Genomic DNA, 25441 nt, shown 5'->3' with positions numbered 1-25441 from the left:
GATTAAAATCGGATCTTCATCCCCGGTTTTAACTTTTCCTTTTCCGCGAATCCGGAGACGACTTCGACGACATAAAGGGCGTTCTTGTCGATCGGCCCGTAGTTGGGGCAGGGATCGGCGGTACAGGGGGGTGTTTTCTCCGAGATGAAGACGATCTCTTTCTGCGCGTCGAGCCAGATGATATCGATCGGAAATTTGCAGTTCTTCATCCAGAAGAGATAGGGGTGGGCTTCTTGAAAAATAAAGAGCATTCCGGCGGTGGGGGCGAGCCGGTCGCGAAACATCAGCCCTTTACTTCGGCTCTCATCGTTGTCGGCCAACTCGGCGTCGATTTTGGTTCCGCTCGGAAAGATGACTGTACGGTGGGCAACGGCTGTTTCGGAATAGGAGACCCTTCCAAAGGGGAGAAGGGTAAAGAGGAGAAGGAGGAAAAAGAGTGATTTTCGCATGAATTTTATCTTATGAAAAAAAAATCGGTCTGTCAATCATCGGCAGCGCATAGTCAGCCGCATCGGCAGCGGAAAGGGGCCCGGATGCCGACCACCCGTAGCCCCTTTCCACCCCTGTCTTCTGAAAGCGATCTTTCACTCCGCACTCCGAATTTACCGCTTGCACGTCTTTGATGCCCCTTTGCGTTATGTTATAATCCCCCCCATGCATCTTTATGACGACATTGCGGAGGAATTGAGCCCTGAAGGGGGACCGGCGTCACGGTTTCCCTGGATGCTCTTTTTCCTCGTCTCCTTCCTCTCCCATCTCACCCTCCTCCTTCTCCTCCAGCAATGGGGAAAATGGGAGCGACCGGCCGTTGCGCCCTCGGAAACGGAAGTACAGCTGATCCGTCCGGAGACGCTCGCCCCGCCGGTGCCGAAACCGCGTGAGTTGTTGTTCGGAACCGACCAGGAGAAAGATTTAAAAGCAATTCCAAAGGGGAAGGAGACCCGTCTGCCGCCGATTCCGAAATCGGAGCGGCCGGGGCTGCCGGCCCCGAAGGTGGCGCCCTCCAGGCCGGCGGCGCCGACGCCGCTCCGTCCGCCCGCGCCCCCCTCCCTGCCGCGGGAGCTGAATCGGTCCGACGCCATTCCATCGGTTCCGCCGAGCACGCCTGCTCCACTGGAGCCGGGCGAGGCAAGGCGGCCCGCGCCGCTCCCCTCCCTTCCGGCGGACCCAGGGGTACAAACGGCCCCGATCCGGCCGAACGGTCTGCCGGGGCTTCCCTTTGCCGATGCGAAGAGCCTCGATCAGCTGGCAAAGGTTTTCACCGACCAAGAAAAAGTACCCCCGAAAGATACGATCTCCCTCAATACCGATGACCTAAAATATTTTTCATATGCGCTCAAGCTGAAGAGCAAGATCGAATATGTCTGGAGATATCCGGCCCAGGCCTCCGAACGGGGCATCCAAGGAGACCTCCTGCTGAACTTTACCATCCTGAAAGACGGCCAGGTCACCGATGTGCGGGTCGTCTCCACCTCCGGCTATGACCTCCTCGACGAAGAGGCGGTGCGGGCGATCAAAGCAGCCGCCCCCTTTGCCCCGCTGCCCGACTCCTGGCATCAGGATCAGCTCACCATCACCGGCCATTTCCTCTATTCCAATCGCTACACCTATCTGCGTTAAGCGCTTCGGACCGCTTCGAATATCCCGCTCCGGTTGCCTGCCAAATTTGATTGACAAATAAAAACTGAAAAGGTAGATTGAATCAAATTTGGGTTCAGACGGATCTGAGCCGTCGTATTGAGGAGCGTATGGTGCAAGAACAACTTGAGGTATTGGAATCGCGTGTCCAGACGATGATCGACCTGATTAAAAAGCTGAAAAGAGAAAAAGAAGGGCTGGAAGTGAAGATTAATCAGCAAGAGCGGGAATTCCGGCAGCTCCAGGAAGAGCGCGGGGAGGTCCGTCTTCGAATCGAGCGGATTTTGGGAACGTTGAATCACCTCGAGGTGCAAGAGGCAATCGAGGAGGATGCACAGATCCCGGGAAGGTGACGCATTGAAGACGAAGCTGCAGGTCGAAATCTTCGGCCATCGATATACGCTCCGCGGAGATGCCGATGAGGCCTACGCCAAGGAGCTTGCCGCCTACGTCGATCAGAAGATGACCGAGATGGCGGGCCACACGCGGGGGATCACCCCGGCGAAGCTGGCGATTCTCGCGGCGATCAACATCGCGCACGAGCTCTTTGAAGCGCGAAGCCGTCAGAAGGAGCGAGATGCGATCATCGGCGGCAAGACGCGCGACATTATCGAAAGCATCGAGGAGCAGTTCGAAGAGTTTAAACTGGAATAGATCCCTTGCAATTTTAAAATGAGTTTGATAATCTAATTTTAGAAATAGAGTTTTAAAAGTGGCCCCTACGTTGCGCGTGGCGGGGTTCTCTCCAAGCCGAACAATCCATTTTTGGGAGCTGAGTCCAAGAGGACGGTGTGCACGTTCCGCCTCCGGCGGAAAAGCCTAAAGTCCCCATCTCGGTACCCACCTGGTTTGACCAGGTTTTGAGTAAACCCTGTCACGGCAAACGTGGGGGCTTTTCTTTCCGCTCCCCCTCCCACCGAATTTTCGATTCCGTGCCGACGAGACAGCTGAGGTCAGATGGATCCCGCTTTTGAAAAATCCCCTCCGCTTGCTTGGCGGATGCGTCCGAGAGATTTCTCCGAGTTCGTTGGACAGGCTCACCTCGTCGGGCCGGGAAAATTTCTTCGGCGCGCGATCGAGGCCGATCGGGTCTCTTCGCTGATCCTGTATGGTCCCCCCGGCTGCGGTAAAACGGCGCTCGCCCATCTGATCGCCACCTACAGCCAATCGCAATTCGTCGATATCAACGCCGTGACCGCCGGGGTGGCGGAGATTCGCAAGGTGATCGCCGCGGCGCAGGAAGAGAAATCCCGCTCGGGCAAAAAGACCCTTCTTTTGGTCGATGAGATCCACCGATTCAACAAAGTCCAACAGTCGGCGCTCCTTCCCGATGTCGAAAAGGGGACGCTCACCCTGGTCGGCGCCTCAACGCAAAACCCCTTCTTCTCGATTATCCCGGCGCTCGCCTCCCGCTCTCAGATCGTGGAGTTAAAGCCCCTTCCGGTGGAGGGATTGCGCGCGCTCGTCCGGCGGGCCCTCTCCGACCCGGAGCGCGGCTTTGGAAAGTGGAAGGTGGTCCTGACCGACGAGGCGGAGCGCCATCTCATCGAGACGACCGAGGGAGATGCCCGGCGGCTCCTCAATGCATTGGAGATCGGGGTCGTGACGACGCCCCCTGATGCCGAAGGGGTCATCCATTTCGATCTCGCCGTTGCCGAAGAATCGGTTCAAAAAAAGGGGCTGGTTTATGAGAGCGGCGACAGCCACTACGATACGATCTCGGCCTTTATCAAAAGCGTCCGGGGCTCCGACCCCGACGCCGCCGTCTACTGGCTGGCGAAGATGATCTATGCGGGGGAAGAGCCGCTCTTCATCGCCCGCCGTCTGATCATCCTCGCCTCCGAGGATATCGGGAATGCCGATCCGCGCGCCCTCATCATCGCGGTGGCGGCGCTGCACGCGCTTGAGGCGATCGGAATGCCGGAGGGGAAGATCCCGCTCGCCCAGGCGACGACCTACCTTGCCTCGGCGCCGAAGAGCAATGCCGCTTACCTCGCGATCGGCGCCGCATTGGAAGAGATCGAGTCGGGTCGCCTGATGGAGGTTCCCGATCTGCTGAAAGACACCCACTACGCCGGGGCCAAACGGCTCGGCCGGGGAAAGGGGTATCGCTATCCGCACGACTCCCCCGGCCACTTTATCCCGCAGCTCTATCTTCCGGAGGAGAAGGTCTTCTACCATCCGTCGGATCAGGGGGAGGAGAAAAAAATCGCTGAGCGGCTGCGCATCTGGCGGGAGCAGCAGCGGGCCCTCCGGAAAAAGCCGGCCGGGGAGGGAGGGGAAAAATGAGCGTTCCGGCTTTTCCCCCCGAGCGGAAGATCTGGACGGTTCAAGCGCTGAGCGCGCGCATCCGCGGCGAGGTCGAGCGGACCTTCTCCGATGTCTGGGTCGCCGGCGAGGTGGCCAATCTGAAGATCCCCTCTTCCGGCCATCTCTACTTCACCCTGAAAGATGCCGCCTCGCAGATCAAAGCGATCATCTTCCGCTCCCACGGCCGCTTTCTCCGATTTACCCCGAAAGAGGGTCAGTCGGTTCTGATCCGGGGGCATCTCTCTCTCTATGAGGCGAAGGGAGAGTATCAGCTGATCGTCGATTACATCGAGCCGCAAGGGGCCGGCGCGCTCCAAGCCGCCTTCGAGGCGCTCAAGGAGAAGCTTCGCGCAGAGGGGCTCTTCGATCCGAGCCGGAAGCGGCCGATCCCGAAACTACCGGGGCGGGTGGCCCTTCTGACCTCTCCGACCGGTGCGGTGCTCCGCGATCTTTTGAAAGTGCTGCTCGGGAGACCGCTTCCGCTCTCATACCTCATTTATCCGGTCGCCGTCCAGGGAGAAGGGGCGGCCGACGAGATCGCCCGGGGAATTGAGTCGGTCAACCGGCTGAGCGCGCGGGGTCCGTCCGAGCGAATCGACCTGCTGATCGTGGCCCGCGGCGGAGGATCGCTCGAAGACCTCTGGGCTTTTAACGAGGAGATCGTTGCGCGGGCGATCGCCCGGTCCGATATCCCGGTGATCTCGGCGGTCGGACATGAAACCGACACGACGATCGCCGATTTTGTTTCCGACCTTCGGGCGCCGACCCCATCGGTCGCGGCGGAGATCGTCGTCCGAAACGCCGCGGCGCTGCTGGAGCGTTTCGCTTCCTTAAATGCCGCGTTAATTGCAGCGATGAAAGATCAGCTCGAAGCAGCGCATCGCCATATCGCATCGGAGCGGCGCCTTCTCGCCGCACCGGCCCGGCAGCTTGGCCATTACCGTGCTGAGGTCGATCACCTCACCGTCCGGCTCCGGCAGGCGTGGGAGCGGACCCTCTGGGAGCGGCGGGCGCGCCTCTCCCGTCTCCGCCAGGGGTTGGTCCATCTCAATCCGGTGGAGCGGTTGAGTGAGGTGCGCCGTCGCCTTGCGGCGGCCGCATCCGACCTGATCCAAACAGGAAATGACCTTGTCCTCCGGCGGCGCCGTCTGCTCCAATCTCAAATGGCGCAGTTGAATATCCTTAGCCCTTTGAATATCCTCGAGCGGGGATATGGCATCGCCCGGCGGGCGCCGGCCGGGGAGGTGATCCGGGAAGCCGGTGCGGTGGAGATCGGCGAGACGATTGAGATGATCCTGCATCGGGGCCGGTTGATCTGCTCCGTTAAGAAGAAGGTCGACGTAAAAATGGATAATCAGGATAATCAGATTGACGAGAAGAAGGTCGACCATGATCCAGCAGATCGGTGAGATCACCCTCAAGACCTCCGGCAGAGCGCTCTATGAGGTGACCGACGCGGTGGCCGGCTGGCTGCAAGCGCACCCGATCGAAACCGGGTTGCTGACCCTCTATCTTCAACACACCTCCGCCTCGCTGTTGATCCAGGAGAATGCCGATCCGGAGGTGCTGCGCGATCTGGAACGTTTTTTTAACCGGCTTGTCCCGCAGGGAGATCCCCTTTTCCGGCATACGACCGAAGGGCCCGACGACATGCCGGCGCACGTCCGGTCGGCCCTCACCGCCGTCTCCCTCTCCATCCCGGTCCGGCAGGGGCGGCTTGCCCTCGGCACCTGGCAGGGGCTTTTCCTCTATGAGCATCGAAGCGCCGGGCATCGGCGGACAATTTTGATTCATCTTGCGGGAGAATAGATGCGCGACGGGTCGCCGCCGCATCGATTTCCCCCCTCCTCCGGCCACGGCGCGGAGAGGGCGGTTGACGTTGTTTTTTCTTGACCTTCCGGCGGTCTCTTGTATAATGGAATGGGTTCGTGAGGCTGCGGGAATTCCCGTGGCCTCCGGATGCCCCATCTCGGAGCCGGCGTGGCCAATTTGAAATTTGAGGAAGCTCTCTCCCGGTTGGAAGAGGCGGTAAAATCGCTTGAAAAGGGCGATCTTCCCTTAGAGGAATCGCTGAAGGCCTTTGAAGAAGGGATCCGTCTTTCAAAGAACTGTCTGAAGATGTTAGAGGAAGCTGAAAAGAAGGTCGAGATCCTGGTCCAGGAAAAAGGTGGAAAAAGAGAGAGGCGACCGTTCGAGTTGAAGGGAGATCCCTCTTCCGGGGAGTCTTCACCAGAGACCGGAGGAACCCCCCTCTCATGACGAAAGAGGCTTTGAAGGTTTACCTGTCCGAGCGCCGAACGGAGGTCGATCGGCTCCTTCATTCTTATCTGCCGGGGGCGAAGTGCGAGCCGGCGTTGATCCATGAGGCGATTCGCTACTCCCTCTTCGCCGGGGGCAAGCGGCTTCGTCCGATCCTCTGTCTTGCGGCGGCGGAGTCGGTCGGCGGTCGACGGGAGGAGGTTCTTCCCTATGCCGCGGCCATCGAATTGATCCACACTTACTCTCTCGTCCACGATGATCTTCCCGCCATGGATAATGACTCCTACCGGCGGGGAAAATTAACCAATCATAAAATGTTCGGGGAGGCGACGGCGATTTTGGCGGGAGACGCCCTGCTGACCGCGGCGTTTACGTTGATTGCGGAGAAGGGGCTCGTCGGGACCCTCTCTCCCAAGAAAACTCTTTCGGTCATTCTGGAGTTGGGATCGGCCTCCGGCAGCACCGGGATGGTCGGCGGCCAGCTGGTCGATATTCAATCGGAAGGGAAAAAGTCGATTGATCTATCGCAGCTCAACTACATTCACGGCCATAAGACCGGGGCGTTGATCCGGGCGTCGGTTCGGATCGGGGGAATCGTCGGGGGCGCCGGCCCCAAGAAGCTCTCTCATCTGACCCGCTACGGCGAGAAGATCGGATTGGCGTTTCAAATCGCCGACGACATTCTCGACGTAGAAGGAAAAGAGGAAGAGCTTGGGAAATCGGTCGGGCAGGATGAGGCGAAAGAGAAGTGGACGTATCCCCGGCTGGTCGGCGTAGAACGGGCAAAAAAGGAAGCGCAGGTCTTGGTGGATGAGGCTTTCGCGGAATTAGACGGATTCGGTCCGGAAGCCGATCCGCTCCGGGAGTTGGCGCGCTACATGGTTGAACGGAAGAAGTAAGAAGTGGTTTGGAGGGGTGAGGCGAGCATGCGTTTGTTAGATCAGATCAATAGTCCGGCCGATTTAAAAAAGATCCCGAGAGAATCGCTCCCGCAGCTGGCGCAAGAGGTCCGCGAGAAGATCCTAGAGGTGGTCGCCGACAAAGGGGGACATCTGGGAGCGAGCCTCGGCGCGGTGGAGCTGACGATTGCGCTCCATACCGTTTTCGATCCCCCGCAGGATCGGTTTGTTTGGGATACGGGGCACCAGGCCTATCCGCACAAGCTCCTGACCGGCCGGCGCGATCAGTTCCACACCCTCCGGCAGTATCAAGGGATCAGCGGGTTTCTCTCCCGCGCCGAAAGCCCCTATGACACCTTCGGCGCCGGGCATGCCGGCACGGCGATCTCCGCCGCGCTCGGCATGGCCGAAGCGCGGGAGCAGCTCGGCGGAAAGTATCACGTCATTGCGATCACCGGCGACGGCGCCATTACCGCCGGCATGGCGTACGAGGCGCTCAATCATGCGGGGGCGCTGCACCGCGACATGATCGTGATCCTCAACGACAATGAGATGTCGATTTCAAAGAACGTCGGCGCCATCTCCGCCTATCTCGCCCGGATCATCACCGGCCCCCTTTACACCAAAGTTCGCAGCGAGACGGCAACGTTGCTCAAGAACATCCCAAAGATCGGCCAGCCGATGTTGAAGGTGGCCCGGCGGGCGGAGGAGTCGGTCAAGGGATTGATCACCCCCGGCCTTCTGTTTGAAGAGATGGGATTTCGGTATATCGGCCCGATCGACGGCCATCGCCTCGACCATCTCCTGACGACCTTCGAGAATATTAAGCAGCTCGAGGGACCGCTCCTGGTCCACTTGATTACGAAGAAGGGGAAGGGATATGCCCCGGCGGAGGGAGATCCGGCCGGCTTTCATGGCACCTCGGCCTTTAACCTCGATACCGGGCTGGCCAAGAAAAAGTCGTCGGCCCCGAACTACACCGGCATCTTCGCAAAACAGCTGATCGCGCTGGCGAAGAAAGACCGACGGATCGTCGCCATCACCGCGGCGATGCCGGAGGGAACGGGGGTCGCGAAGTTCGCGAAGGAATTCCCGGAGCGCTCCTACGATGTCGGGATTGCAGAGCAGCATGCCGTGACCCTTGCCGCCGGGATGGCGGCCGACGGGTTGCGTCCGGTGGTGGCGATCTATTCGACCTTCCTGCAACGGGGGTTCGATCAGATCGCCCATGATGTCGCCCTCCAAAACCTGCCGGTGACCTTCTGTTTGGATCGGGCCGGGTTGGTCGGCGAGGATGGCCCGACGCATAACGGGGTCTTTGACATCGCTTACCTGAAGGGCCTTCCGAACATGATTTTGATGGCGCCGAAAGATGAAAATGAGCTGCAGCAGATGTTGACCACCGCGCTGAATTATCCCGGACCGGTGGCGATCCGCTACCCGAGAGGGGAGGCGGTCGGGGTTCCGCTGGAAGAACCGGCCCAGCCGCTCCCGATCGGTAAGGGAGAGCTCCTGCGGGGCGATCTGCAGAGCAATTCAGGGCATTCGGATTCGGGTCACTCGAATAATGAGATCGATGTCGCCCTGATCGCCCTCGGCAGCATGGTGTATCCCTCTCTGTCGGCGGCAACGCTGCTGGAGCGGGAGGGGGTGAGCGTCGCCGTGGTCAATGCGCGCTTCGCCAAACCGATCGATCGAGAGCTCCTCGTTGCCGTCGCGCAGCGTTGCCGCCGGATCGTCACCCTGGAAGAACATTCCCTGGCGGGGGGGTTCGGCGAATCGGTGCTCGCTTTGCTCGAAGAGGAGCGAAGCGCAGGACGGATTCCGGCGGTCGACACGAAGCGGATCGGCCTCCCCGATCAATTCATTGAACATGGGGCGCAGAAAGTTCTTCGGGAGAAATTGGGACTCGATCCCGAGCGGATTGCAGCCACGGTGCTCGATTTTTTGAAGGTCGGAAGCGAGGATCGGGCGATCGGGTTGGGAAAATGACGCCGCGGCCCTCCGGCAAGCCGCGCGCGGACAAGCCGCGCCCCGCTGTCGCGCCTGCCGGAAAACAGCCCGCCTCAAAAAAAGAGCGGCTGGATCTGCTCCTCCAGGAGCGGGGGTTGGCCGAGAGCCGCGAGCGTGCGAAGGGCTTGATCCTGAGCGGGATCGTCCTGGTCGACGGAAAAAAGGTTGAAAAGGCGGGGACACTGGTGGGGAGAGAGGCGGAGATTGTCCTCCTTGGTTCCCCCTCCCCCTATGTCAGCCGGGGGGGCGTCAAGCTGGAGGCGGCGCTCGATGTCTTCCAGGTCGATCCCTCCGGAAAGGTCGCGATCGACATCGGCGCCTCGACCGGCGGGTTTACCGATTGTCTCCTTCAGCGCGGCGCGACCCGCGTCTATGCGGTCGATGTCGGCTATGGCCAACTCGCCTGGCGGCTTCGGCAAGATCGGCGTGTGGTGGTTCTGGAGCGACAGAATATCCGGACCCTCCCGGCCGATGCGATTCCGGAGCCGATCGACCTGGCGACGATCGACGTCTCCTTTATCTCGCTGGAGAAGGTGATCCCGGCGGCGGTTCCCTTTCTTAAATCGGAGGGGGAGATCGTCGCGTTGGTTAAGCCGCAGTTCGAGGTCGGAAAGGGAGAGGTCGGCCGGGGCGGAATCGTTCGAAGCGCGGAAAAGCATCAACGGGTGCTCGATCGGATTCGCGCCCAGGCGCCGGCGTGGGGATTGGAGGCGTCGGAAGCGATCGCTTCACCGATCTTGGGCCAGAAGGGAAATGCCGAGTTCCTCGTTCATTTTAAAAGGGCCGGTGCCGGAACATAGAATGCGGCGTGCGGAAGTCGGAACGCCGGGTCAACATCAAAAGATTTTTTGCAGAAAGGATGAAAATAGATGAAGGTGTTGGTAACCGGGGGGGCCGGGTTCATCGGCTCTCATCTGGTCGATCGGTTGATCCAAGACGGACATCAGGTCGTCATCGTCGACAATCTCTCCACCGGAAAGAAAAAGAACATCAACAAAGAGGCGGTCTTTTATAAGGCCGATATCTGCAGCAGTCGCTTGGAGCGGATCTTTCAAAAAGAAAAGCCCGAGGTGGTCAGTCATCACGCCGCACAGATGGATGTGCGACGGTCGGTCTCCGATCCCTCCTTCGACGCGCAGACCAACATCATCGGCCTGCTCAATCTGCTCGAGTGCGCCGTGAAGCACGGAACGCGGCGGATCATCTTCGCCTCTTCCGGCGGGGCGATTTACGGCGAGCAGGAGATCTTTCCGGCGCCGGAAAACCATCCGACCCGTCCGCTCTCCCCCTATGGGGTCAGCAAGCTGTCGAGCGAGCATTACCTTTATTATTATCAGAAGGTCTGCGGGCTCGACTATACCGCACTGAGATATAGCAACGTCTACGGTCCTCGGCAGGATCCGTTCGGGGAGGCGGGGGTCGTCGCCATTTTTGCGCAGAAGATGCTCCGCGGCGAGCAGCCGGTCATCAACGGAAACGGCATGCAGACGCGCGATTATGTCTTTGTGGAAGATGTCGTGGAGGCGAACATGGCGGTGTTTCACAGCCAGATCAATGACGCGTTCAATGTGGCGACCGGCAAAGAGACCTCCGTCAATCAGCTCTTTCGGTTTCTCCTCGACGTCACCGGCTCCGACGCCAAAGAAATTCATGGGCCCGAGAAAAAGGGGGAGCAGATCCGAAGCTGCCTCGATGCCCAAAAGCTCCACAAGACGCTCGAATGGGAGCCGCGCGTTGCGCTCCCGGAAGGGTTGATGAAAACCGTGGAGTATTTCAAGAACATCTAATTTTAATGGATCCGAAATACGTGAGCCGTCGGGTTCACGCGTTTTTCCAAAGGAGGAATTGTGCAAGAAAAGAGGGGTCGTTTTAACACCGCGCTCTGTATGGGGGCGACTCTTCTCCTTTTTCTTCTCTCAGGCTGTTTCGCTTCCAAGCAGGTCCGGCTCGGCGATGAATTCGCCAAAGACCAGCGCTGGGACGAGGCCTATCAGATGTATTCGGAGAGTCTCAAGAAAGATCCGTTAAATCAACCGCTCAAACGAAAGATGGACGACGCCAAGGTGAAGGCGGCGGCGGTCCATGCCGACCGGGCGAAGGTGATGCTCGACCAAAAGAATATTTCGGTGGCGCTCGAAGAGTACAAGCGGGCGATGCTCCTCGATCCGAGCCGGACGGAATACCAAGATGCCTTTGCGAAGGCGCTCCGGATAAAAGAAGCGCAGGACGATTTTCTCCTCGGACAAAAACTGCTGAAGGCCGAGCGTTTCTCCGAAGCGATCGAATTTCTCGAGCGGGCGCTGGAGCGCGATCCGACCCTTCCGCAGGGAAAGGAGATCCTGGCGCAGGCGACGAAGCGGCAGCGGACCGCAGGGGAGGAGGTCGATGAGCTCTCCCTCAAGTCTAGCCAGCCGATTACGCTGAAATTCCAGAACGCGCGGCTTAAAGAAGTATTCGAGCTGCTTGCGAAGTCGGCCGGCATCAATATCCTCTTCGACAAAGATGTTCGGGACGAGACGATGAGCATCTTCGTCAAAGATGCGTCGTTCAAAGAGGCGCTGAACCTGATTCTCTCCACGAACAATCTCTTCATGAAGAAGATCAGCGATGAGACGATCCTCGTCATCCCCAAGACGAAGCAGAAGGTCGATCAATATCAAGACCTCGTCATCCGAACGTTCTACCTTTCGAATGTCAAAGCGAAAGACATGGTCAACCTCCTTCGGACGATGTTGGAGACGCGGCGGGTCTTCGTCAACGATGAGCTAAATACGATCGTCCTGCGCGACACGCCGGAGAAGATCAAGCTGGCGGAGAAGATCATCGACGCCAATGACCGGAAAGTGGCCGAGGTGATGTTCGAGGTCGAAATCTTGGAGATCGATAAAACAAAAGGATCGCGGCTCGGCTGGAACTTCAGCCAAAATCAGGTCTCCGCCTTTCTCGGAAACAATACCACGAGCAGCACCCTCGGCACCACCGGCACCAGCGGCGGCGGCGCGCTCAGCCTTGAAAGTTTGAGGAACCTGAACGATTCGACGATTTTCTTCGTCCTTCCGTCCCTGTTGATCGACTTTTTCAAACAGGAATCGGACGCGCAGACGCTGGCGAATCCCCGGGTCCGGGTGATCGACAACAAAAGCGCCAAGATCAATATCGGCGACCGGGTCCCGATTCTCCTTTCGACCACCACGACCGCGCCGACGACGAGCGCGACGATCGGACCGACGACCACCACCTCGATTGAGTTCAAAGATGTCGGGATCAAGCTGACGATCGAGCCGAACATCCATTTGACGAACGACGTGACGATGAAGCTCAATCTGGAGGTGACCTCCCTCGGCGACCTGGTCAATTTAGGGAACGGCCAGCAGCAATTCCGCTTCGGCAACCGGAACACCGAGACTGTATTGAGCGTCAAAGATAGCGAGACGGTGGTGATCAGCGGGCTGATTCGCGATGATGAGCGGACGACGATCAATAAGATTCCGGGGCTCGGTGACATTCCGTTTATCGGCCGTCTCTTCTCCCACGAAGAGAAGAACAAGGCGAAAACCGACATTGTGATGACGATCACGCCGCACATTCTCCGAAACCTGGAGACCCCCGAGAAGCCGCTTCAGTCGTTCTGGTCCGGAACGGAAGAGACCTATTCGACCCGGCCGCTCTTCTCCGACTTTCCGACCGTCGGCGACGTTCGGCGAGAATCGCAGGCGGCGCCCGGCGGTGGAGCGGCCAGCACGGCGCCCGCGGCTCCCGTACCGCCCGCGTCGGAGAACCGTCCCGCGCCTTTGGCGCCGGCGCCGGAGAACCGCCTCGCCCCGATCCTCTCGGTCATTCCGAGAGAGTCGACCGTCGCCGCAAACGGCACGGTCAATGTGGAGGTCCGGGTCGACAATGTGAAATCGCTCTCGGGAGCGACGATGTCGATTGCATTTGACCCGACGGTCGTCAGCTTGAAAGGGGTGGTGGAAGGAGATTTCCTGAAGCGGGATGGAAAGAACATCTCGCTCGTCTCATCCACGCAGCCGGGGGGAGCGACGGTCGATGTTCAGGTGACTCGGGAGGCCGATGAGACCGGAATCAGCGGTTCCGGGACCCTCTTTACCCTCACCTTCAGCGGCGATCGGGCTGGCGCGTCCAGCCGGATCGACTTCCGCAATGTCCGATTGCTCAACCCGTCGCGGGGTCCGATCAACGTCGATATCTTCCCCGGCCTAGTCAATGTTCGATGAAGCGGTTTTTAGAAAAAATTCGTGATCAGTCGGGTTTGACCCTCCTGGAGTTGATGGTGACGGCGGCGATGATCATTATCCTCGCATCGGTCGCCATGCCGCTCGCCAAGATGGGGGAGCGCCGCACCAAAGAGATGGAGCTGCGAAAGGCGCTCCGGGAGATGCGGACCGCGGTTGATCAATTTAAGGAAGATTGGGACGCGAAGCGGATTGCGCATTCCGACTCGGACATTGCCAACGAGGAGACCGGTTATCCTCGGCGCCTGGAGGTGCTGGTGAAGGGGGCGCCGGTGGCCGATCCGAATCAGAAGAAAATCCGAAAGTACCTCCGGCGGATTCCGATCGACCCTTTCACCCACTCGGCGGAGTGGGGGATTCGATGTTATGAAGACGATCCCGATTCCTCGATCTCGTGCGACCGGGATGTCTATGATGTCTATACCCGGAGCAATGAGGTGGCGCCGGATGGAACCAGGTATCAAACGTGGTGAAGTATAAAAAGCAGAAGTCAGGAGAGAGAAGTCGGAATTCAGAATGGAACAGTTTTGGATTTTATTCTGACTCCTGGTTTCTGACGTCTGGATTCTAAATTTATCTAACGGGAGGAACGTGTGGCGGAAGCAAAAGGGTTGGAGAAACGGATCGAGAAGTTGAAGACGAAAGTGTCGCAGCAGCGGACCGCCGCCAAGGGCGAAGCGGGCGGCGACCGGATTGCGCTCCGCAAGGAGGTCAAGAAGCTCAAGCGGGCGCAGCGGCGGAAGAAAACGCTCCAGGTCCGGACCGCTTTTATCGAGGCGAAGGGTCGAAAGAAAGTGAAGGGGGCCGAAGGGGATAAGCCGGCTTCGTCCTAACGTTTGACTGTCACGCAACATTGAAAGATGACGAAGTACTTTAAAGTCGGCTTGGCACTGGGAGGAGGCGGGGCGCGGGGGATCGCACACCTCGGCGTGCTGAAGGTTCTCGAGTCGGAGGGGATCGCCTTTGATCTGATTGCCGGAACGAGCTTCGGTGCGATTGCCGGCGCAATGTATGCCCAATATCCGAATGCCGACCTGGTTCGCCGGCGGGTTTGCGACTATCTGCGCAGCGAGTCGTTCCGGAAAACCAAGCTTTTCTTCATCAAAAAGCATTACGAAGAGGAAAAGCGGACCAGCTTTATTAAGAACCTCAAGTCCTATCTTCAGAAGGGGATCTTCTGGGGGATCTCTCTCCGGCGCTCCTCGTTTATCTCCGAGCAAGATTATATCGATCACATCAGCCGTCTCTTCGAAGAAAAGGGAATCGAAGAGACGGTCATTCCTTTTTTTGCGGTGGCCGCCGACTTGGCCTATGGCAACGAGGTGGTCCTTTCCGAGGGGCCGATCCGAAGGGCCATCGCCGCCAGCTGCGCCATTCCAGGTATTTTTCCGCCGATCACGATCGGCGATTCCAAATTAATTGATGGAGGGTGGGTCAATCAGGTTCCCGTCGAGCCGTTGATTCATCGGGGAGCCGACTTTGTGATCGCCGTCGACGCGTCCGAGGCCCCCGCCGAGATGCGGGAGCTTGCAAGCGGGCTCGACATCGTCCTCCGCGCCGGTGAGATCACCCGGAAGATATTGTCGACCGCGCAGCTGGCCAAGGCCGACCTGGTGATCCGTCCAGATGTCGGAAAGCTTCACTGGTCCGATTTCTGGCGGGTCGAAGAGGTGATCCAAAGGGGAGAAGAGGCGGCGCGGGCGCAGGTGGAGGAGCTGAAAAGGCAGCTTTGGAAAAAAAAGATGAAAAAGCTGCTGATGATTAAGGCGTGAGGAAGGGCCATGCGGATTGCGGAGCGGGGAGTGCGGGATAAAAGCCGAAAAGAGAGCGCCGTCACCGGGGCCGATGTTCAACCCTGTTTGGGGCGTTATTGATGCCGAAGTGGGAGTACCGGACGGAGCGACTCGCCGCGGTGCAGATAGACAATCAACTCAATTTCCTCGGCTCCCAGGGATGGGAACTGGTTCAGGTGATCCATCAGCCCGAAGAGTCTTATCCCTTCCTCTGCATTCTGAAGAAGCGCTCCGAGGAGGGCTTTGATTGAGGAACATCGCCCTCTCCCTCCTTTTTTTCTTCTCCGCCTGGAACGCCTGGCCGGGCGATCGATTTTTTACGACCGGTCGCATTGCCTGGCTGGTCCTCTTCGTCTGTCTCTCCGCCACCCTGATCGACCGATGGGTCCGCGCGCCGGTGCGAACCGCGGCGATGCGATGGGAAGCGTTGGTCCTCTCGCTCCTGTTCATCAATGCCGTCACCCAAGAGACCGGCGACCTCTCCTCCTACTTTAATCTCCTCTATCCCCTCCCGATTTTAGTTGCTTCTTTTTATTTGAGTTTTTTTAAGAGCATGCTGGCGATCTCCGGCATCCTTCTTTTGGAAGGGGTCCGCCTCCGGGTCGCCCCGCCGATCGAAGGCTTTCCGGGACAGGCCGCCTTCTTCCCGTTGGTGTTGATCCTCATCCCGATCATTGTCCGGGGGGCGCTCCGCTCTTTTTACCGGGAGCGGGAGGCTTTTCGAAAGAGAATCGACCGGGAGCGGCGGCAGGCGGAGCCGTCCCCTCCGGAGATCCTGCAGAAGGCGGAGCTCGCCCGTCTTTCCAAAGAAGAAGAGAAAGATGAGGCGCAGGCGCTGAATCAGCGGATGGAGGCCCATCTGGAGCATCTGCTGCAGCTGTTTCTGGCGGGCCGGCCGCAGGCGCATCGCGCGGTGCTGCTTTGGTATGACCGCGAAGGGGAGTCGCTCTGGATTCGGGCGGCGCAGGGGAAGCAGGCGCCGCTCGGAGTGGATCGGCAGAAGATGATTCCGATCGGAGAGGGGCTGCTCGGCTGGGTCGCCCGGGAGCGGCGCGTCGTGTCGATCGCCGATCTGAGAAATCAAAAAGGGGCGCTCGACTATGATGACGGCTCCGTCACCCCCTATTCCCTCTTGGCGGCGCCGGTGCTTGATCACGACCTGTTCGAAGGGCTCCTCTGCGTCGACAGCCTGGCCGATCATGCCTTCTCTCCTCAGGACGAAGAGATGATTCGATTGGTCGTCGAGGAGATCGTCACGGTCTTCCGTTACTTTCGAGAACAGCAGCAGATGAGCCAGCGGACGCGGGTCTACTCCGCCCTCCTGGAGATCAGCGAAAGCCTCGGCTCCCGGCTCGACCTCGATCACCGCTTGGAGATCACCGCCGAATCGTGCAAGACGATCATCGACTACGATCGCTGCTTTATCTTCCTGGTCGAGCCGGGGGAGCGGAAGATGACGGTGAAAGCGGTCAAGGGATACGATCCATCGATCGTCGGTTACCCCTTCGCCTTGACGAACGGGTTGATCAGCCTCATCGTGAAGAACCGGCAGGTGCTCCTCTTCTCCCACTTGGCCGCCCAGCCGAAACAGCAGCAAAAAATTTTCCCCGACGGCTGCAAGATCGACGTCACCTGTCAATCTTTTCTCGGTCTGCCGTTGATCATTGAAGATCGGGTGATGGGGCTGGTTCTTTTTCTCTCGGATAAAGAGAATGCGTTTACCAACTATGACCGACATGTCCTCTCGATTCTCTGCAACCATGTGGCGACCTCCATCGCGGAGGCGCAGGCCCACGCAAAGGTAGAGCAGCTGGCGATCACCGACGGGTTGACCGGGATCTTCAACCACCGCCGTTTCCAGGAGCGGCTGCAAGAAGAGTTTATCCGGAGCGGCCGGACGGCCGATCCGTTCTCGGTCTTGATGATCGACATCGACTATTTCAAAAAGATCAATGACACCTTCGGGCATCCGGCCGGCGATGCAGTGTTAAAAACGGTGGCGAAGCTGCTGATGAAGCTGGTCCGGCGGCTCGATGTCGTGGCGCGATATGGCGGTGAGGAATTCGTCGTGCTCCTGCTCAAGTCCGATTCGAAGCAGGCGTTCCAGATGGCCGAGCGGATCCGAAAGGCGATCGAGGCGGCCCCGGTCGATTGGCAGGGACAAAAGATCGCCGCCACCGTCAGCATCGGCGTTGCCGCCCACCCGGAAGACGCCACCAAGCGCGAAGATCTCATCGCCTCTGCCGACCGCGCCCTCTATGCCTCCAAGAGAACCGGCCGAAACCGCTCCACCCTCTACAAAGAGCTGACGCAAGATATGTATGAGGTCGAGTAAAATCCCCTGCCTTGCCATCAGGTAATTCCTGATTTTCCGAAAAGTCGCTCCAATCATGCTAAATTTAAGAAGCCGCAGGAGAGGAGACCCTCCTCTCAATCGAATCCTGTGGTGAGCGCTCTCTCCCTTGAGGAACGATATGTCTGTGGAAGTTCCCCTTTCCGGACCGCTTCGCGAAGGTCACCTGGCGTCGATTTTTTCGAGCCTTCAGAAAAAACAGGCGACCGGTATTCTCCGCGTTCGGTTGAACGACGTCGAAAAAACCGTTTATATGAGTGAGGGCAAAATTATTTTTGCCACCTCCCGTTATCCCGACGATCGTCTCGGCCTGCTGCTGCTGAAGCGTGGAAAGCTGACCTATCTCCAATATGAAACGGTCGTTCAAATTTATGAGGCTTCTCTCCGGGACAATCCGCGGCTCCGTCAGGGGACCATTCTGTTGAAGCAAGGGTTCCTCACCCCGAAAGAACTCTATGACGCCGTGATGGCGCAGGCGACAGAGATCATCCTGGGGCTGTTTACCTGGACCGACGGCGATTATCAATTCAAGGAATGTCTGCTTCCCTCCCGGGAGCTGATCACCCTCAACATTAGTACAGCCACATTAATCCTCCAAGGGATCCGCCGGATCACCGACTGGACCCGGCTGGCCGGCGGCCTTCCCCCGTTTGATCGGATCTTGCAGCTGACGAAAGATCCGAAAGAGCTCTTTCAGATGGTCCATCTGGAGCCCGATGAAACGGCGCTGCTCAGCCGTCTAAACGGGATGACGATTCGGGAGCTCCTGATCGGCTCTTCGCTCCCCGCTTTTGAAACGCTGCGGCTTCTCTACTTCTTCGTCTCGGTCGGCATCGCGGAGGTAACCGAATCAACCCCGGAATCGTTCTCCTCGTGGGAAGAGCGATATTCGACGACTCAGCGCATTATTACCGAAGAGATCCGAGCGACGATCGACGAGAAAGAGCGCCACCCGGCTTCCAGCATCGATCAGATCCGGGATGCCTACCGAAAGCTCGGATCTCAAAACTATTATGAAATTTTGGGGGTCGGGGAGCAGGCGACTCGGGAAGAGATGAAGCGCGCTTATTACCGCCTGGCGAAGGTCTACCATCCCGACCGCTACTTCGAAGAATCGATGCGGGAATTAAAGGGGGAGCTCGAGACGTTGTTCGAGAAACTGAAAGAGGCATATGATGTGTTGATCAGCGATCAAAGTCGAGCGCTTTACAACGCTCGGCGGTTGGATCCGCCGAATCCCAATCCGGCGAGGCCGGTGACCGCCGCCGAGCAGGCGGAGCGCTCCTTCAACGACGGGAAGCGGGCCTACGAGGCGAAAGATTATCTCAAAGCGGTGGAGCGTTTTGAGGCGGCGGCGCGGATCATGCCGAACAATCCGCTCTATCTTGGCGCTCTCGGCAAAGCGCTCCTCTTTTTCCCCGAGCGGCTCCGCCGCGCCGAGATGGCTTTTCAGCAGGCGGTCACGATCGATCCGAGCCGGGTCGACGATGCCGTCGAGCTCGCCCGGATCTATGAAGGGCAGGGGATGATCCGCCGGGCGGTAAAGATCTACGAAGAGGCGTTCACGCGGGCGCCGGAGCACCCGGCGGTTAAAGAAGGCCTCTCCCGCCTGAAGGCAAAGGTTTAAGCACTTTCCACCGAGCGTTATTCCTGGAAAGTCCGCCCGAATCGGTACGCCTCACGATTTTAAATGGTCCCGCCCGATCCGGTCAGGTCCGGCGGCCCGGTTGTCTGACCGGTTACCAGAATCGTCCCCGAATCGGCCACCGCGACGAAGAGCGCTCCAGAGGAGGCAATGCCATTGAGAGAGCGGGTCGTCCCGGACGCCTGCCCGAACCAGTTGGCGCCGTCCACTGAGGCGAGGATGGTGCCTGAATCTCCGACCGCAATAAATCCGGCCTGCGAAGAGGCGACCGCTTTGAGCGACACCGTCGTTCCGGAAGTTTGGGCGTTCCAGGCGATCCCGTCGGGAGAGGTGAGGAGGGTGCCTCCATCCCCCACGGCGACAAATGCGCCGAACCAAGTCACACCTCTGAGCGACTGACCGGTCCCGGAGGCTCTGGCGGTCCAGGTCGTCCCATCGGGAGAGGTGAGAATTGTTCCGGCCTCTCCGACGGCGACAAACTGGGTGCCGGACCAGACGAGCCCATAGAGGGCGCGGGCGGTCCCGGAGGCTTGGGCGGTCCAGACAAATGCATCGGGCGAGGTCAAAACGGTCCCGCCATCCCCGACGATCACCGCCTGGCTGTTGGTCCAGGTAATCGCGTTCAGAGCCTGGGTGGTGTTGGATGGGAAGGAGGACCATGTAATCCCGCCGGGGGAGGCGAGGAGGGTGCCGGAATCTCCGACCGCGACATACTTCGATCCGGCGCGGGTCACCCCTTTGAGCAAATGGCTGTCTCCGGATGCGGCCGGTCCCCAAAAGAGGCCGTTGGATGAGATGAGGATGGTCCCGGCCTCTCCGACGGCGACAAACCCGCTTCCGAACCAGGTGACATTGGTCAGCTTCCAGGTGGTTCCTGCCGTTTGATCTGTCCAGGTTATAGCATCGGGAGAGCTGAGGATGGTGCCCGAGGACCCGACTGTAATGAACTGGGTGCTCGACCCGGCGATGGCGATCAGGAGGACATGGGTCACCGGCGGTTGGGTCGTCCAGGTGATGCCGTTGGGAGAGGTAAGCACCGTGCCGACATCTCCGACCGCAATGAATTGGCTTCCGGTCCAAATGACCCTTGCCAGGGTATTAGACGTTCCCGAAGCTTGCGGGGTCCAGCCGATGCCGTCGGAAGAGGTGAGAATCGTTCCCCCGCTTCCGGTCGCCACGAACTGGGTCCCAGAGCCTGTTACCCCAACCAGGAACGTATCTATTCCGGACGTTCGGTTTGTCCAGGTCGTTCCGTCCGGGGAGGTCAGGAGGGTCCCCTTGTCTCCAACCGTAATAAATTGACCTCCCGACCAGGTGATGCCATTGAGGTTGTTGGCCGTCCCGGAGGTTTGAAGATCCCACTTCTTGCCGTCCGGAGAGGCAACGATGAGGCCGTCGGTTCCGACTGCGATAAACCGGCTGCCGGACCAGGCGACATCGTTTAAGAGGCCTGCTATGTGAGGGAGTTGACTCGTCCAGGTGATGCCGTCCGGAGAGGTCAGGATAGTGCTCAAATTTCCAACCGCAACGAATTGGCTTCCGGCCCAAATAACGCTATAGAGGTTCAGCGGTGTTCCCGACGCACGAGGGGTCCAGGAGACCCCGTCCAAAGAGCTCAGGATGGCGCCGTTGTCTCCGACCGTCACAAAGATCGCGCCGGACGAGGCGATCCCTCTGAGGCCGGTCACTACGGTCGCTTTTTGAATCGACCAATTCCCTCCTGGAAGGACGGTCCCCGGGCCGGAGGTCCCGCCACCACCGCCACTGCCGCCCCCGCTTCCGCAGGCGGAAAAGAAGAGCGAGGCGGTGAGAAGGATTGTCCATCGCGTGATCCGGTTTTTCATAAGGCCGTACCTCTCCGAGTGTTGCGAATGATCCTATCGCTGATCAATAACATAGGCCATTGTATACCTTTGCATCGTTCATTTTAAAGAGATTTCAGACAGCGATTTTTTTTCGTCCTCAGTGCGGGGGCGTTCCTCCGTCTCCTTTTGGCCCTCGGCAGAGGAGGGGGTCTGGGTCGGTCTCAGCGCGCTCCCTTTAAGGCGGCGCGAATTTTCATGAAGAGGCCGCATAAAAACGGGGCAAAGAGGAGTAACACGGAATGAAGGGGCGAGTGAACGGATCATCACTCGCCCCTTTGATGAAAGGAGATCGTCGGCTTCGCCCTTACCCCGGCGGTGGGGGCGGGAAGACGACCGACTGCCGTCCGAAGAGGATGTAGCGCGGGTCGAACCGCGTTCCGGTGGCGGGGGGTGTGTTGTTCACGATGTTATAGACCAGCGCTGAGAAGAGGTTCGGGTTTGGGCCGGCCTGGCGGACGGTGAGGTAGTCGCCCCAACGGTTGTTCGAGGCATCGCTGATCCGCGGCGCCCAGACGACGAAATCGCCGAGAATTCCGACCGCCGAGCTCGCCTCGAACTTGTTTCCCCCTCCCCAGGCGAGCGCGATGCCGACCTCGGCACCGAGGTTCGTGGCGAGCGAGGGGTAGGCAAAGGCGTGGTCGGGGTTCCAGACCTGCGTCTGCTCGATGACCGAGAAGTTGTTCCCATTGATCTTCACGATCTGAATATGAGGATGGGGGAATCCACCGCCGCGCCCCGCCATCCAGGCGAACCAGAGCTCGCGATCCAACGCGAGGGTGCCGCGCCGGGCCGCGCCGATGACGGCGCCGCCTGGGAAGCCGAACGAGAGCCAGTTGACCCCGCTCGGCGTGATCGAGCTGTAGTCACTATTCGGCCAGCTATTGATGTTGACCGTCCTCCAGAAGTAGGTATTCGAGCCCTCGTGTAAATTGAAAATCTGCATTTGGCTCGTATTGAGATGGCCGGCCCAGAAGATTTCATCCCCGGTATTTTGGGAGAGGTGGCCGCCGTAGGCCGACCCGGAGTTGGCCGGATTGGTATAGTCGAAGTGGATGGTGACTCCGTCGCGCAGCTCGGCGAGCGGAATCCGGACGACCAGGAGGCCGGTTCCGACCTGATCGACGCTCAAATAGAGATTGTTGGCACCGACCGACATGTCGGGATAGTCCATGAATCCATTGCCCATGTTGAACGTGGCCGATCGAAGATCCCAATAGGTCCAGGCGGTCCCGCCGCTGTTGATGATGTCCTGCGGGCTCGCCGAGGCGATCCGGAGCATGTTCGGCCCGTTCAGATTGCCTGGGACCGGTCCCCAGAACTGCATCAACCAGATAAACCGGTCGATCTGGGGCGCATATTGGATCACCTGATCGCAACACAACCCGCCGTCGATGCGATTGCCGCTGGCGTCGGTCGTCGGCCCGCTCGGGAAAATCGTCGTCGGGTCGAGCGCCTTGAAGGTGGCTCCGCCGTCGGTGGAGAGGGCGGCGAAGGTGTTGCCGGTCGCCAAGACGACGTTCCCACGGCCGCTCGCGCCGCTCATGTCAGGCGGACTCCCGGAGAAGGAGACCTTGTTGCCGAAAGGGGTATCGACGGCAAAGACAACCGGATCATTCACCGCTTGGGCGGTTACCTTGCCGAGCGGTTTCCCCACGCCGGGTGAAGGCGTTGTGGAGAGAAGGTTGACGGAGATGCCGTTGTTCGACGGCGACAACGTTCCCCGAAGCTCCCCGCGCGGAATGCGCGGCACCGACTGCTCATTCCGTCCTTCATCCGAGAGGATGTCGAAGTGAGGGAAAGGGGCGCCTTTGATGCTCTTCGGGAGAGAGAGACCGGTGTTCACGATGGCTGACCCGGGCTGCGTGTTACAAGGTCCTCCGGCGCTGACATGGACCGGGAAGGTTAAGCTCGCCGTGTTTCCATCCGAATCGGTTACGGTCACGGTCAGTGTATAGTCGCCCGCGGTCCGAGCCGAGAAATCGGCGGAGACGCCGTGCGGCGTCAACGTGAAGTCGGCGCCCGCCGGAGAGGAGGCGACCGACCAGCTCTCGGTCAGCGGTCCGCCGTCGGCATCCTCGGCGGTGACGGTCACCGTAAGAAACTCGCAGGTCCTGATCAATTTGGATGGATCAAAGGTCAGTTTTGTAATGACCGGAGGTTGCTCCGTGGTGACGATGACATCCAATCCGCCGCTGGCGGCACTGCACAGGAGCGCCAGGGTGATCTCGGTCGTCTTTCCGGCCGACCCCGTTGCGGAGGCCGAAGCAACGGCGCAAGCTTTTGTTGGATTACCTGCATCGTCCAAGGGGGTGGCGGTAATGGTATAGGCGCCTGGATCCAGAACAAAGAAAGCGTCCCCGCCCGGTTGGGTGTGCAAACTGCCGGGCGGGGTAATCTCGGTCGGATGGATCGTCTGCGTCGCAATGATATTGGTTCCTTGAGAGACATCGAGGCGAATGGAGGCGACGCCGGTGTCGGTGTCGAGGGCGAAGAGGGCCTTCATCGTCCCCTGGCCCGAGGCGGCCGACCCGCCCTGGCCGACCCCGCCGCTGCCGCTACAAGCAAACAGGAAAAAAGCGATTGCAAGATAGAACGCCACGGTTTTCGTCTGTCTCATGGAAGTCGAGCTCCTATTGTTTTTGGCCGGTCATTAGAACTTTAAAGAACTTTAAAAACGGTTCGATCTTGCATCCAAACGGTCGACTCTCCGGTTTCTTTTCTCCTGTAATGAAGAGGACCGTCGCAGAATTCTCGGGTTTGATGTCGAAGGTCTTTCCAGAAAAGAAAGAGCCCAGGGATTGAAAATATCCCCTGGGCTCTTTTAAGAAGGCGAAAAAAGAAGGCTTAGTTGAAATTGTCTTTGCCGTCGTGTCCATCGTAGACGGCCCTCCATGGCCAACCTACCCGGTATCACTTAGGAACTCATTCATGGAAATTAACACGGCCGGAATAAAGATGTCAATTAAAAATATGTCTTGAAGGAAACCTTCAGCACACGCTACTGCAAAGCGTTGAGCTTCAATCCTTGCAAACAATGCTGCTAATATCAAATTGATATATACTTTCTCGGATGCTGTTACAAATGCCTCAAGCCAAGATCAAGAAGATGTAAAAAGTGGGGAGCCATCTCAGGCCAAAGATTTGTCTGACCCATTGTCATTTTAGGACTGTCCCGCCCGCATCCTTCCAGCGTCCTCAGGGGGGGGCTTGGAGGGAAGAATGTCTTTCCAAAATTCCATAAGAGAGTGGGTCGATTTAAGACATGAAAACAGACACCGTCCTTGCGCGCTCCAGGAATCAGTGAGATCGGTTGATCAGGTCAAACATCCGCGCCACGTCTGGCCCGCAGGTATTGGCCAGACAGCCGAGCCCCCAGCGCTCTTCAATCGTTGCCAGCAGTGAGTAGTGGTTGTAGACCGTGTCCGATCTGCGTGAGGGAGGGGGGGTGTGCGAGATGACCAACATCAGGACATGTCCGCCCCCCGGGTCGCCATTGCAGCATCCGGGTGTCGATTCTTTGGTTGAAGCCTCGCTTTCATCCCAAGTAATAAAGATGACGGAGTTCTCCGTCCAGGCTTTCGACGCCATGATCTTCTCGACCCAGCTCTTCAGAAATGCGTCTCCGGAGGAGATTAATTGCGGCCGGTTGTCATAGCTGCACCGATCGCTCTTGGGACCGGGATGTCCGTGCATGTCGTTGCATTGATCGGGACTGATCCAGGAGAAGTCGGCTACGTCGCCGGAGGCGAGATCGGCGTCGAGGGCAGAGAGGTCGACAATGTGTGCCATCCGCGCCGGGTTCGTCTGCACATCCCGATAGGAGACGAATGGGTTGTGTTTCCGTACATACTGCCGGTTCCCGCACGCGCCGGCCAACTTGTTCCCGCCGCACAACGAGAGCGACTGTTGATAGTCTCGCCAGGTCTTCCCCGCCTCTTCCATCTGATCGACCAGATTCCGGACATCCAGCGTTACATCCCCGTTGTCGGTCACACCGTGCGTCGATCCCGAGGTGGCCGCGATATAGTTCGGCTGACTCGGATGGGAGATACCATAATAATGGGTTGCCACCCCATACAACGAGACGGCCGCGTTAATCCAGGGCGCATTCGGGTTGCCGATCAAGGTTTCATAGCGGGTGTTCTCCATCATAATAACAAACAGATGGGGGAGGGCCTTCGGACCGGCCTTTTTCTGATCCATCGCCCACGCCGGATCAATGGATCGGCTCATAGAGAGCGTGATTCCGAGGATCATGATAACGGTGAAGCGCTTCATATCGGCCTGATCGGGTATAATATTCAAATCGCGTTTTCTATTTTATCAAAATAATAGATCGGAATATCCGGTTTTCTGCTATTTGATCTCGATATTCTTTTCTAATGTTAGCTGCCTTACAGTTAGGCCCTCCCG

The 25441-nt window shown here is 58.7% G+C and carries 22 protein-coding genes and 1 other RNA gene; 19 read left to right on the top strand and 4 right to left on the bottom strand.

All coding sequences use genetic code 11. The features are described 5' to 3' along the window. Window positions 1–2: 2 nt before the first annotated feature. Window positions 3–449, bottom strand: coding sequence for a DUF192 domain-containing protein (locus tag HY282_15270; GenBank protein MBI3805108.1), 447 nt, complete (start codon window positions 447–449; stop codon window positions 3–5). A 181-nt stretch (window positions 450–630) separates the two neighbouring features. Here HY282_15270 and HY282_15265 point away from each other — a divergent pair, with 181 nt between their 5' ends. The 19 genes from HY282_15265 (at window position 631) to HY282_15175 (ending at window position 19145) form a co-directional block, all read left to right on the top strand. Beyond that, window positions 631–1620, top strand: a complete 990-nt coding sequence (locus HY282_15265) for an energy transducer TonB (GenBank protein MBI3805107.1) — start codon at window positions 631–633, stop codon at window positions 1618–1620. A gap of 128 nt (window positions 1621–1748) precedes the next feature. Next, entirely contained in the window at window positions 1749–1991 is a 243-nt protein-coding gene (gene zapB / locus HY282_15260; protein ID MBI3805106.1) for a cell division protein ZapB, read from the top strand. Continuing rightward, window positions 1969–2292: a cell division protein ZapA gene (locus HY282_15255; GenBank protein MBI3805105.1), complete on the top strand. Its 324-nt coding sequence runs from the start codon at window positions 1969–1971 to the stop codon at window positions 2290–2292. Before zapB ends, HY282_15255 begins: the two co-directional genes overlap by 23 nt. Before the next feature lie 59 nt (window positions 2293–2351). Next, window positions 2352–2534, top strand: a non-coding RNA gene (gene ssrS / locus HY282_15250) — 6S RNA. Between the two features lie 61 nt (window positions 2535–2595). Beyond that, window positions 2596–3927, top strand: a complete 1332-nt coding sequence (locus HY282_15245; GenBank protein MBI3805104.1) for a replication-associated recombination protein A — start codon at window positions 2596–2598, stop codon at window positions 3925–3927. Continuing rightward, a complete protein-coding gene (locus HY282_15240) occupies window positions 3924–5357 on the top strand; it encodes an exodeoxyribonuclease VII large subunit (protein MBI3805103.1) in 1434 nt (477 codons plus the stop codon). Before HY282_15245 ends, HY282_15240 begins: the two co-directional genes overlap by 4 nt. After that, window positions 5338–5757, top strand: coding sequence for a YjbQ family protein (locus tag HY282_15235; protein MBI3805102.1), 420 nt, complete (start codon window positions 5338–5340; stop codon window positions 5755–5757). Before HY282_15240 ends, HY282_15235 begins: the two co-directional genes overlap by 20 nt. 171 nt (window positions 5758–5928) lie before the next feature. Further along, window positions 5929–6207: an exodeoxyribonuclease VII small subunit gene (locus tag HY282_15230; protein MBI3805101.1), complete on the top strand. Its 279-nt coding sequence runs from the start codon at window positions 5929–5931 to the stop codon at window positions 6205–6207. Then, window positions 6204–7106 (top strand): polyprenyl synthetase family protein, encoded by a 903-nt coding sequence (locus tag HY282_15225; protein MBI3805100.1) that lies wholly within the window; start codon window positions 6204–6206, stop codon window positions 7104–7106. Before HY282_15230 ends, HY282_15225 begins: the two co-directional genes overlap by 4 nt. Before the next feature lie 27 nt (window positions 7107–7133). Then, on the top strand, window positions 7134–9098 hold the full coding sequence (locus HY282_15220) for a 1-deoxy-D-xylulose-5-phosphate synthase (GenBank protein ID MBI3805099.1): 1965 nt from the start codon (window positions 7134–7136) through the stop codon (window positions 9096–9098). Beyond that, window positions 9095–9919, top strand: coding sequence for a TlyA family RNA methyltransferase (locus HY282_15215; protein MBI3805098.1), 825 nt, complete (start codon window positions 9095–9097; stop codon window positions 9917–9919). Before HY282_15220 ends, HY282_15215 begins: the two co-directional genes overlap by 4 nt. Before the next feature lie 69 nt (window positions 9920–9988). Then, the gene (locus HY282_15210) at window positions 9989–10906 is read left to right on the top strand and encodes a GDP-mannose 4,6-dehydratase (GenBank protein MBI3805097.1); all 918 of its coding nucleotides are present in this window, start codon (window positions 9989–9991) and stop codon (window positions 10904–10906) included. 60 nt (window positions 10907–10966) lie between these two features. Further along, window positions 10967–13354 (top strand): hypothetical protein, encoded by a 2388-nt coding sequence (locus tag HY282_15205; protein ID MBI3805096.1) that lies wholly within the window; start codon window positions 10967–10969, stop codon window positions 13352–13354. Further along, complete coding sequence (locus HY282_15200; protein ID MBI3805095.1) at window positions 13351–13845, top strand: prepilin-type N-terminal cleavage/methylation domain-containing protein; 495 nt, start codon at window positions 13351–13353, stop codon at window positions 13843–13845. Before HY282_15205 ends, HY282_15200 begins: the two co-directional genes overlap by 4 nt. 120 nt (window positions 13846–13965) lie before the next feature. Continuing rightward, a complete protein-coding gene (locus HY282_15195; GenBank protein MBI3805094.1) occupies window positions 13966–14205 on the top strand; it encodes a hypothetical protein in 240 nt (79 codons plus the stop codon). Between the two features lie 27 nt (window positions 14206–14232). Beyond that, window positions 14233–15144 carry a patatin-like phospholipase family protein gene (locus HY282_15190; protein ID MBI3805093.1) on the top strand — a complete coding sequence of 304 codons (912 nt, stop codon included), beginning with the start codon at window positions 14233–14235 and terminating at the stop codon, window positions 15142–15144. A gap of 101 nt (window positions 15145–15245) precedes the next feature. Then, window positions 15246–15416 (top strand): hypothetical protein, encoded by a 171-nt coding sequence (locus HY282_15185; GenBank protein ID MBI3805092.1) that lies wholly within the window; start codon window positions 15246–15248, stop codon window positions 15414–15416. Continuing rightward, window positions 15413–17500: a diguanylate cyclase gene (locus HY282_15180; GenBank protein MBI3805091.1), complete on the top strand. Its 2088-nt coding sequence runs from the start codon at window positions 15413–15415 to the stop codon at window positions 17498–17500. The genes HY282_15185 and HY282_15180 overlap by 4 nt, the downstream gene beginning before the upstream one ends. 139 nt (window positions 17501–17639) lie before the next feature. Then, a complete protein-coding gene (locus HY282_15175) occupies window positions 17640–19145 on the top strand; it encodes a DnaJ domain-containing protein (GenBank protein ID MBI3805090.1) in 1506 nt (501 codons plus the stop codon). A gap of 59 nt (window positions 19146–19204) precedes the next feature. On the opposite strand, the gene HY282_15170 is transcribed toward HY282_15175, so the two are convergent. The 3 genes from HY282_15170 to HY282_15160 all read right to left on the bottom strand — a co-directional run bounded on the left by HY282_15170 (window position 19205) and on the right by HY282_15160 (window position 25261). Further along, window positions 19205–21007, bottom strand: coding sequence for a hypothetical protein (locus HY282_15170; GenBank protein ID MBI3805089.1), 1803 nt, complete (start codon window positions 21005–21007; stop codon window positions 19205–19207). Between the two features lie 325 nt (window positions 21008–21332). Further along, complete coding sequence (locus HY282_15165) at window positions 21333–23645, bottom strand: hypothetical protein (protein MBI3805088.1); 2313 nt, start codon at window positions 23643–23645, stop codon at window positions 21333–21335. Between the two features lie 680 nt (window positions 23646–24325). Further along, window positions 24326–25261: a hypothetical protein gene (locus HY282_15160; GenBank protein MBI3805087.1), complete on the bottom strand. Its 936-nt coding sequence runs from the start codon at window positions 25259–25261 to the stop codon at window positions 24326–24328. Between the last annotated feature and the right edge of the window lie 180 nt (window positions 25262–25441).

The sequence above is a fragment of the Candidatus Manganitrophaceae bacterium genome, from assembly GCA_016200325.1.
Classification (GTDB): Bacteria; Nitrospirota; Nitrospiria; order SBBL01; family Manganitrophaceae; genus Manganitrophus.
The sequence above is the reverse complement of the archived record's forward strand: the minus strand, read 5'-3'. Positions and strand labels throughout refer to the sequence as shown.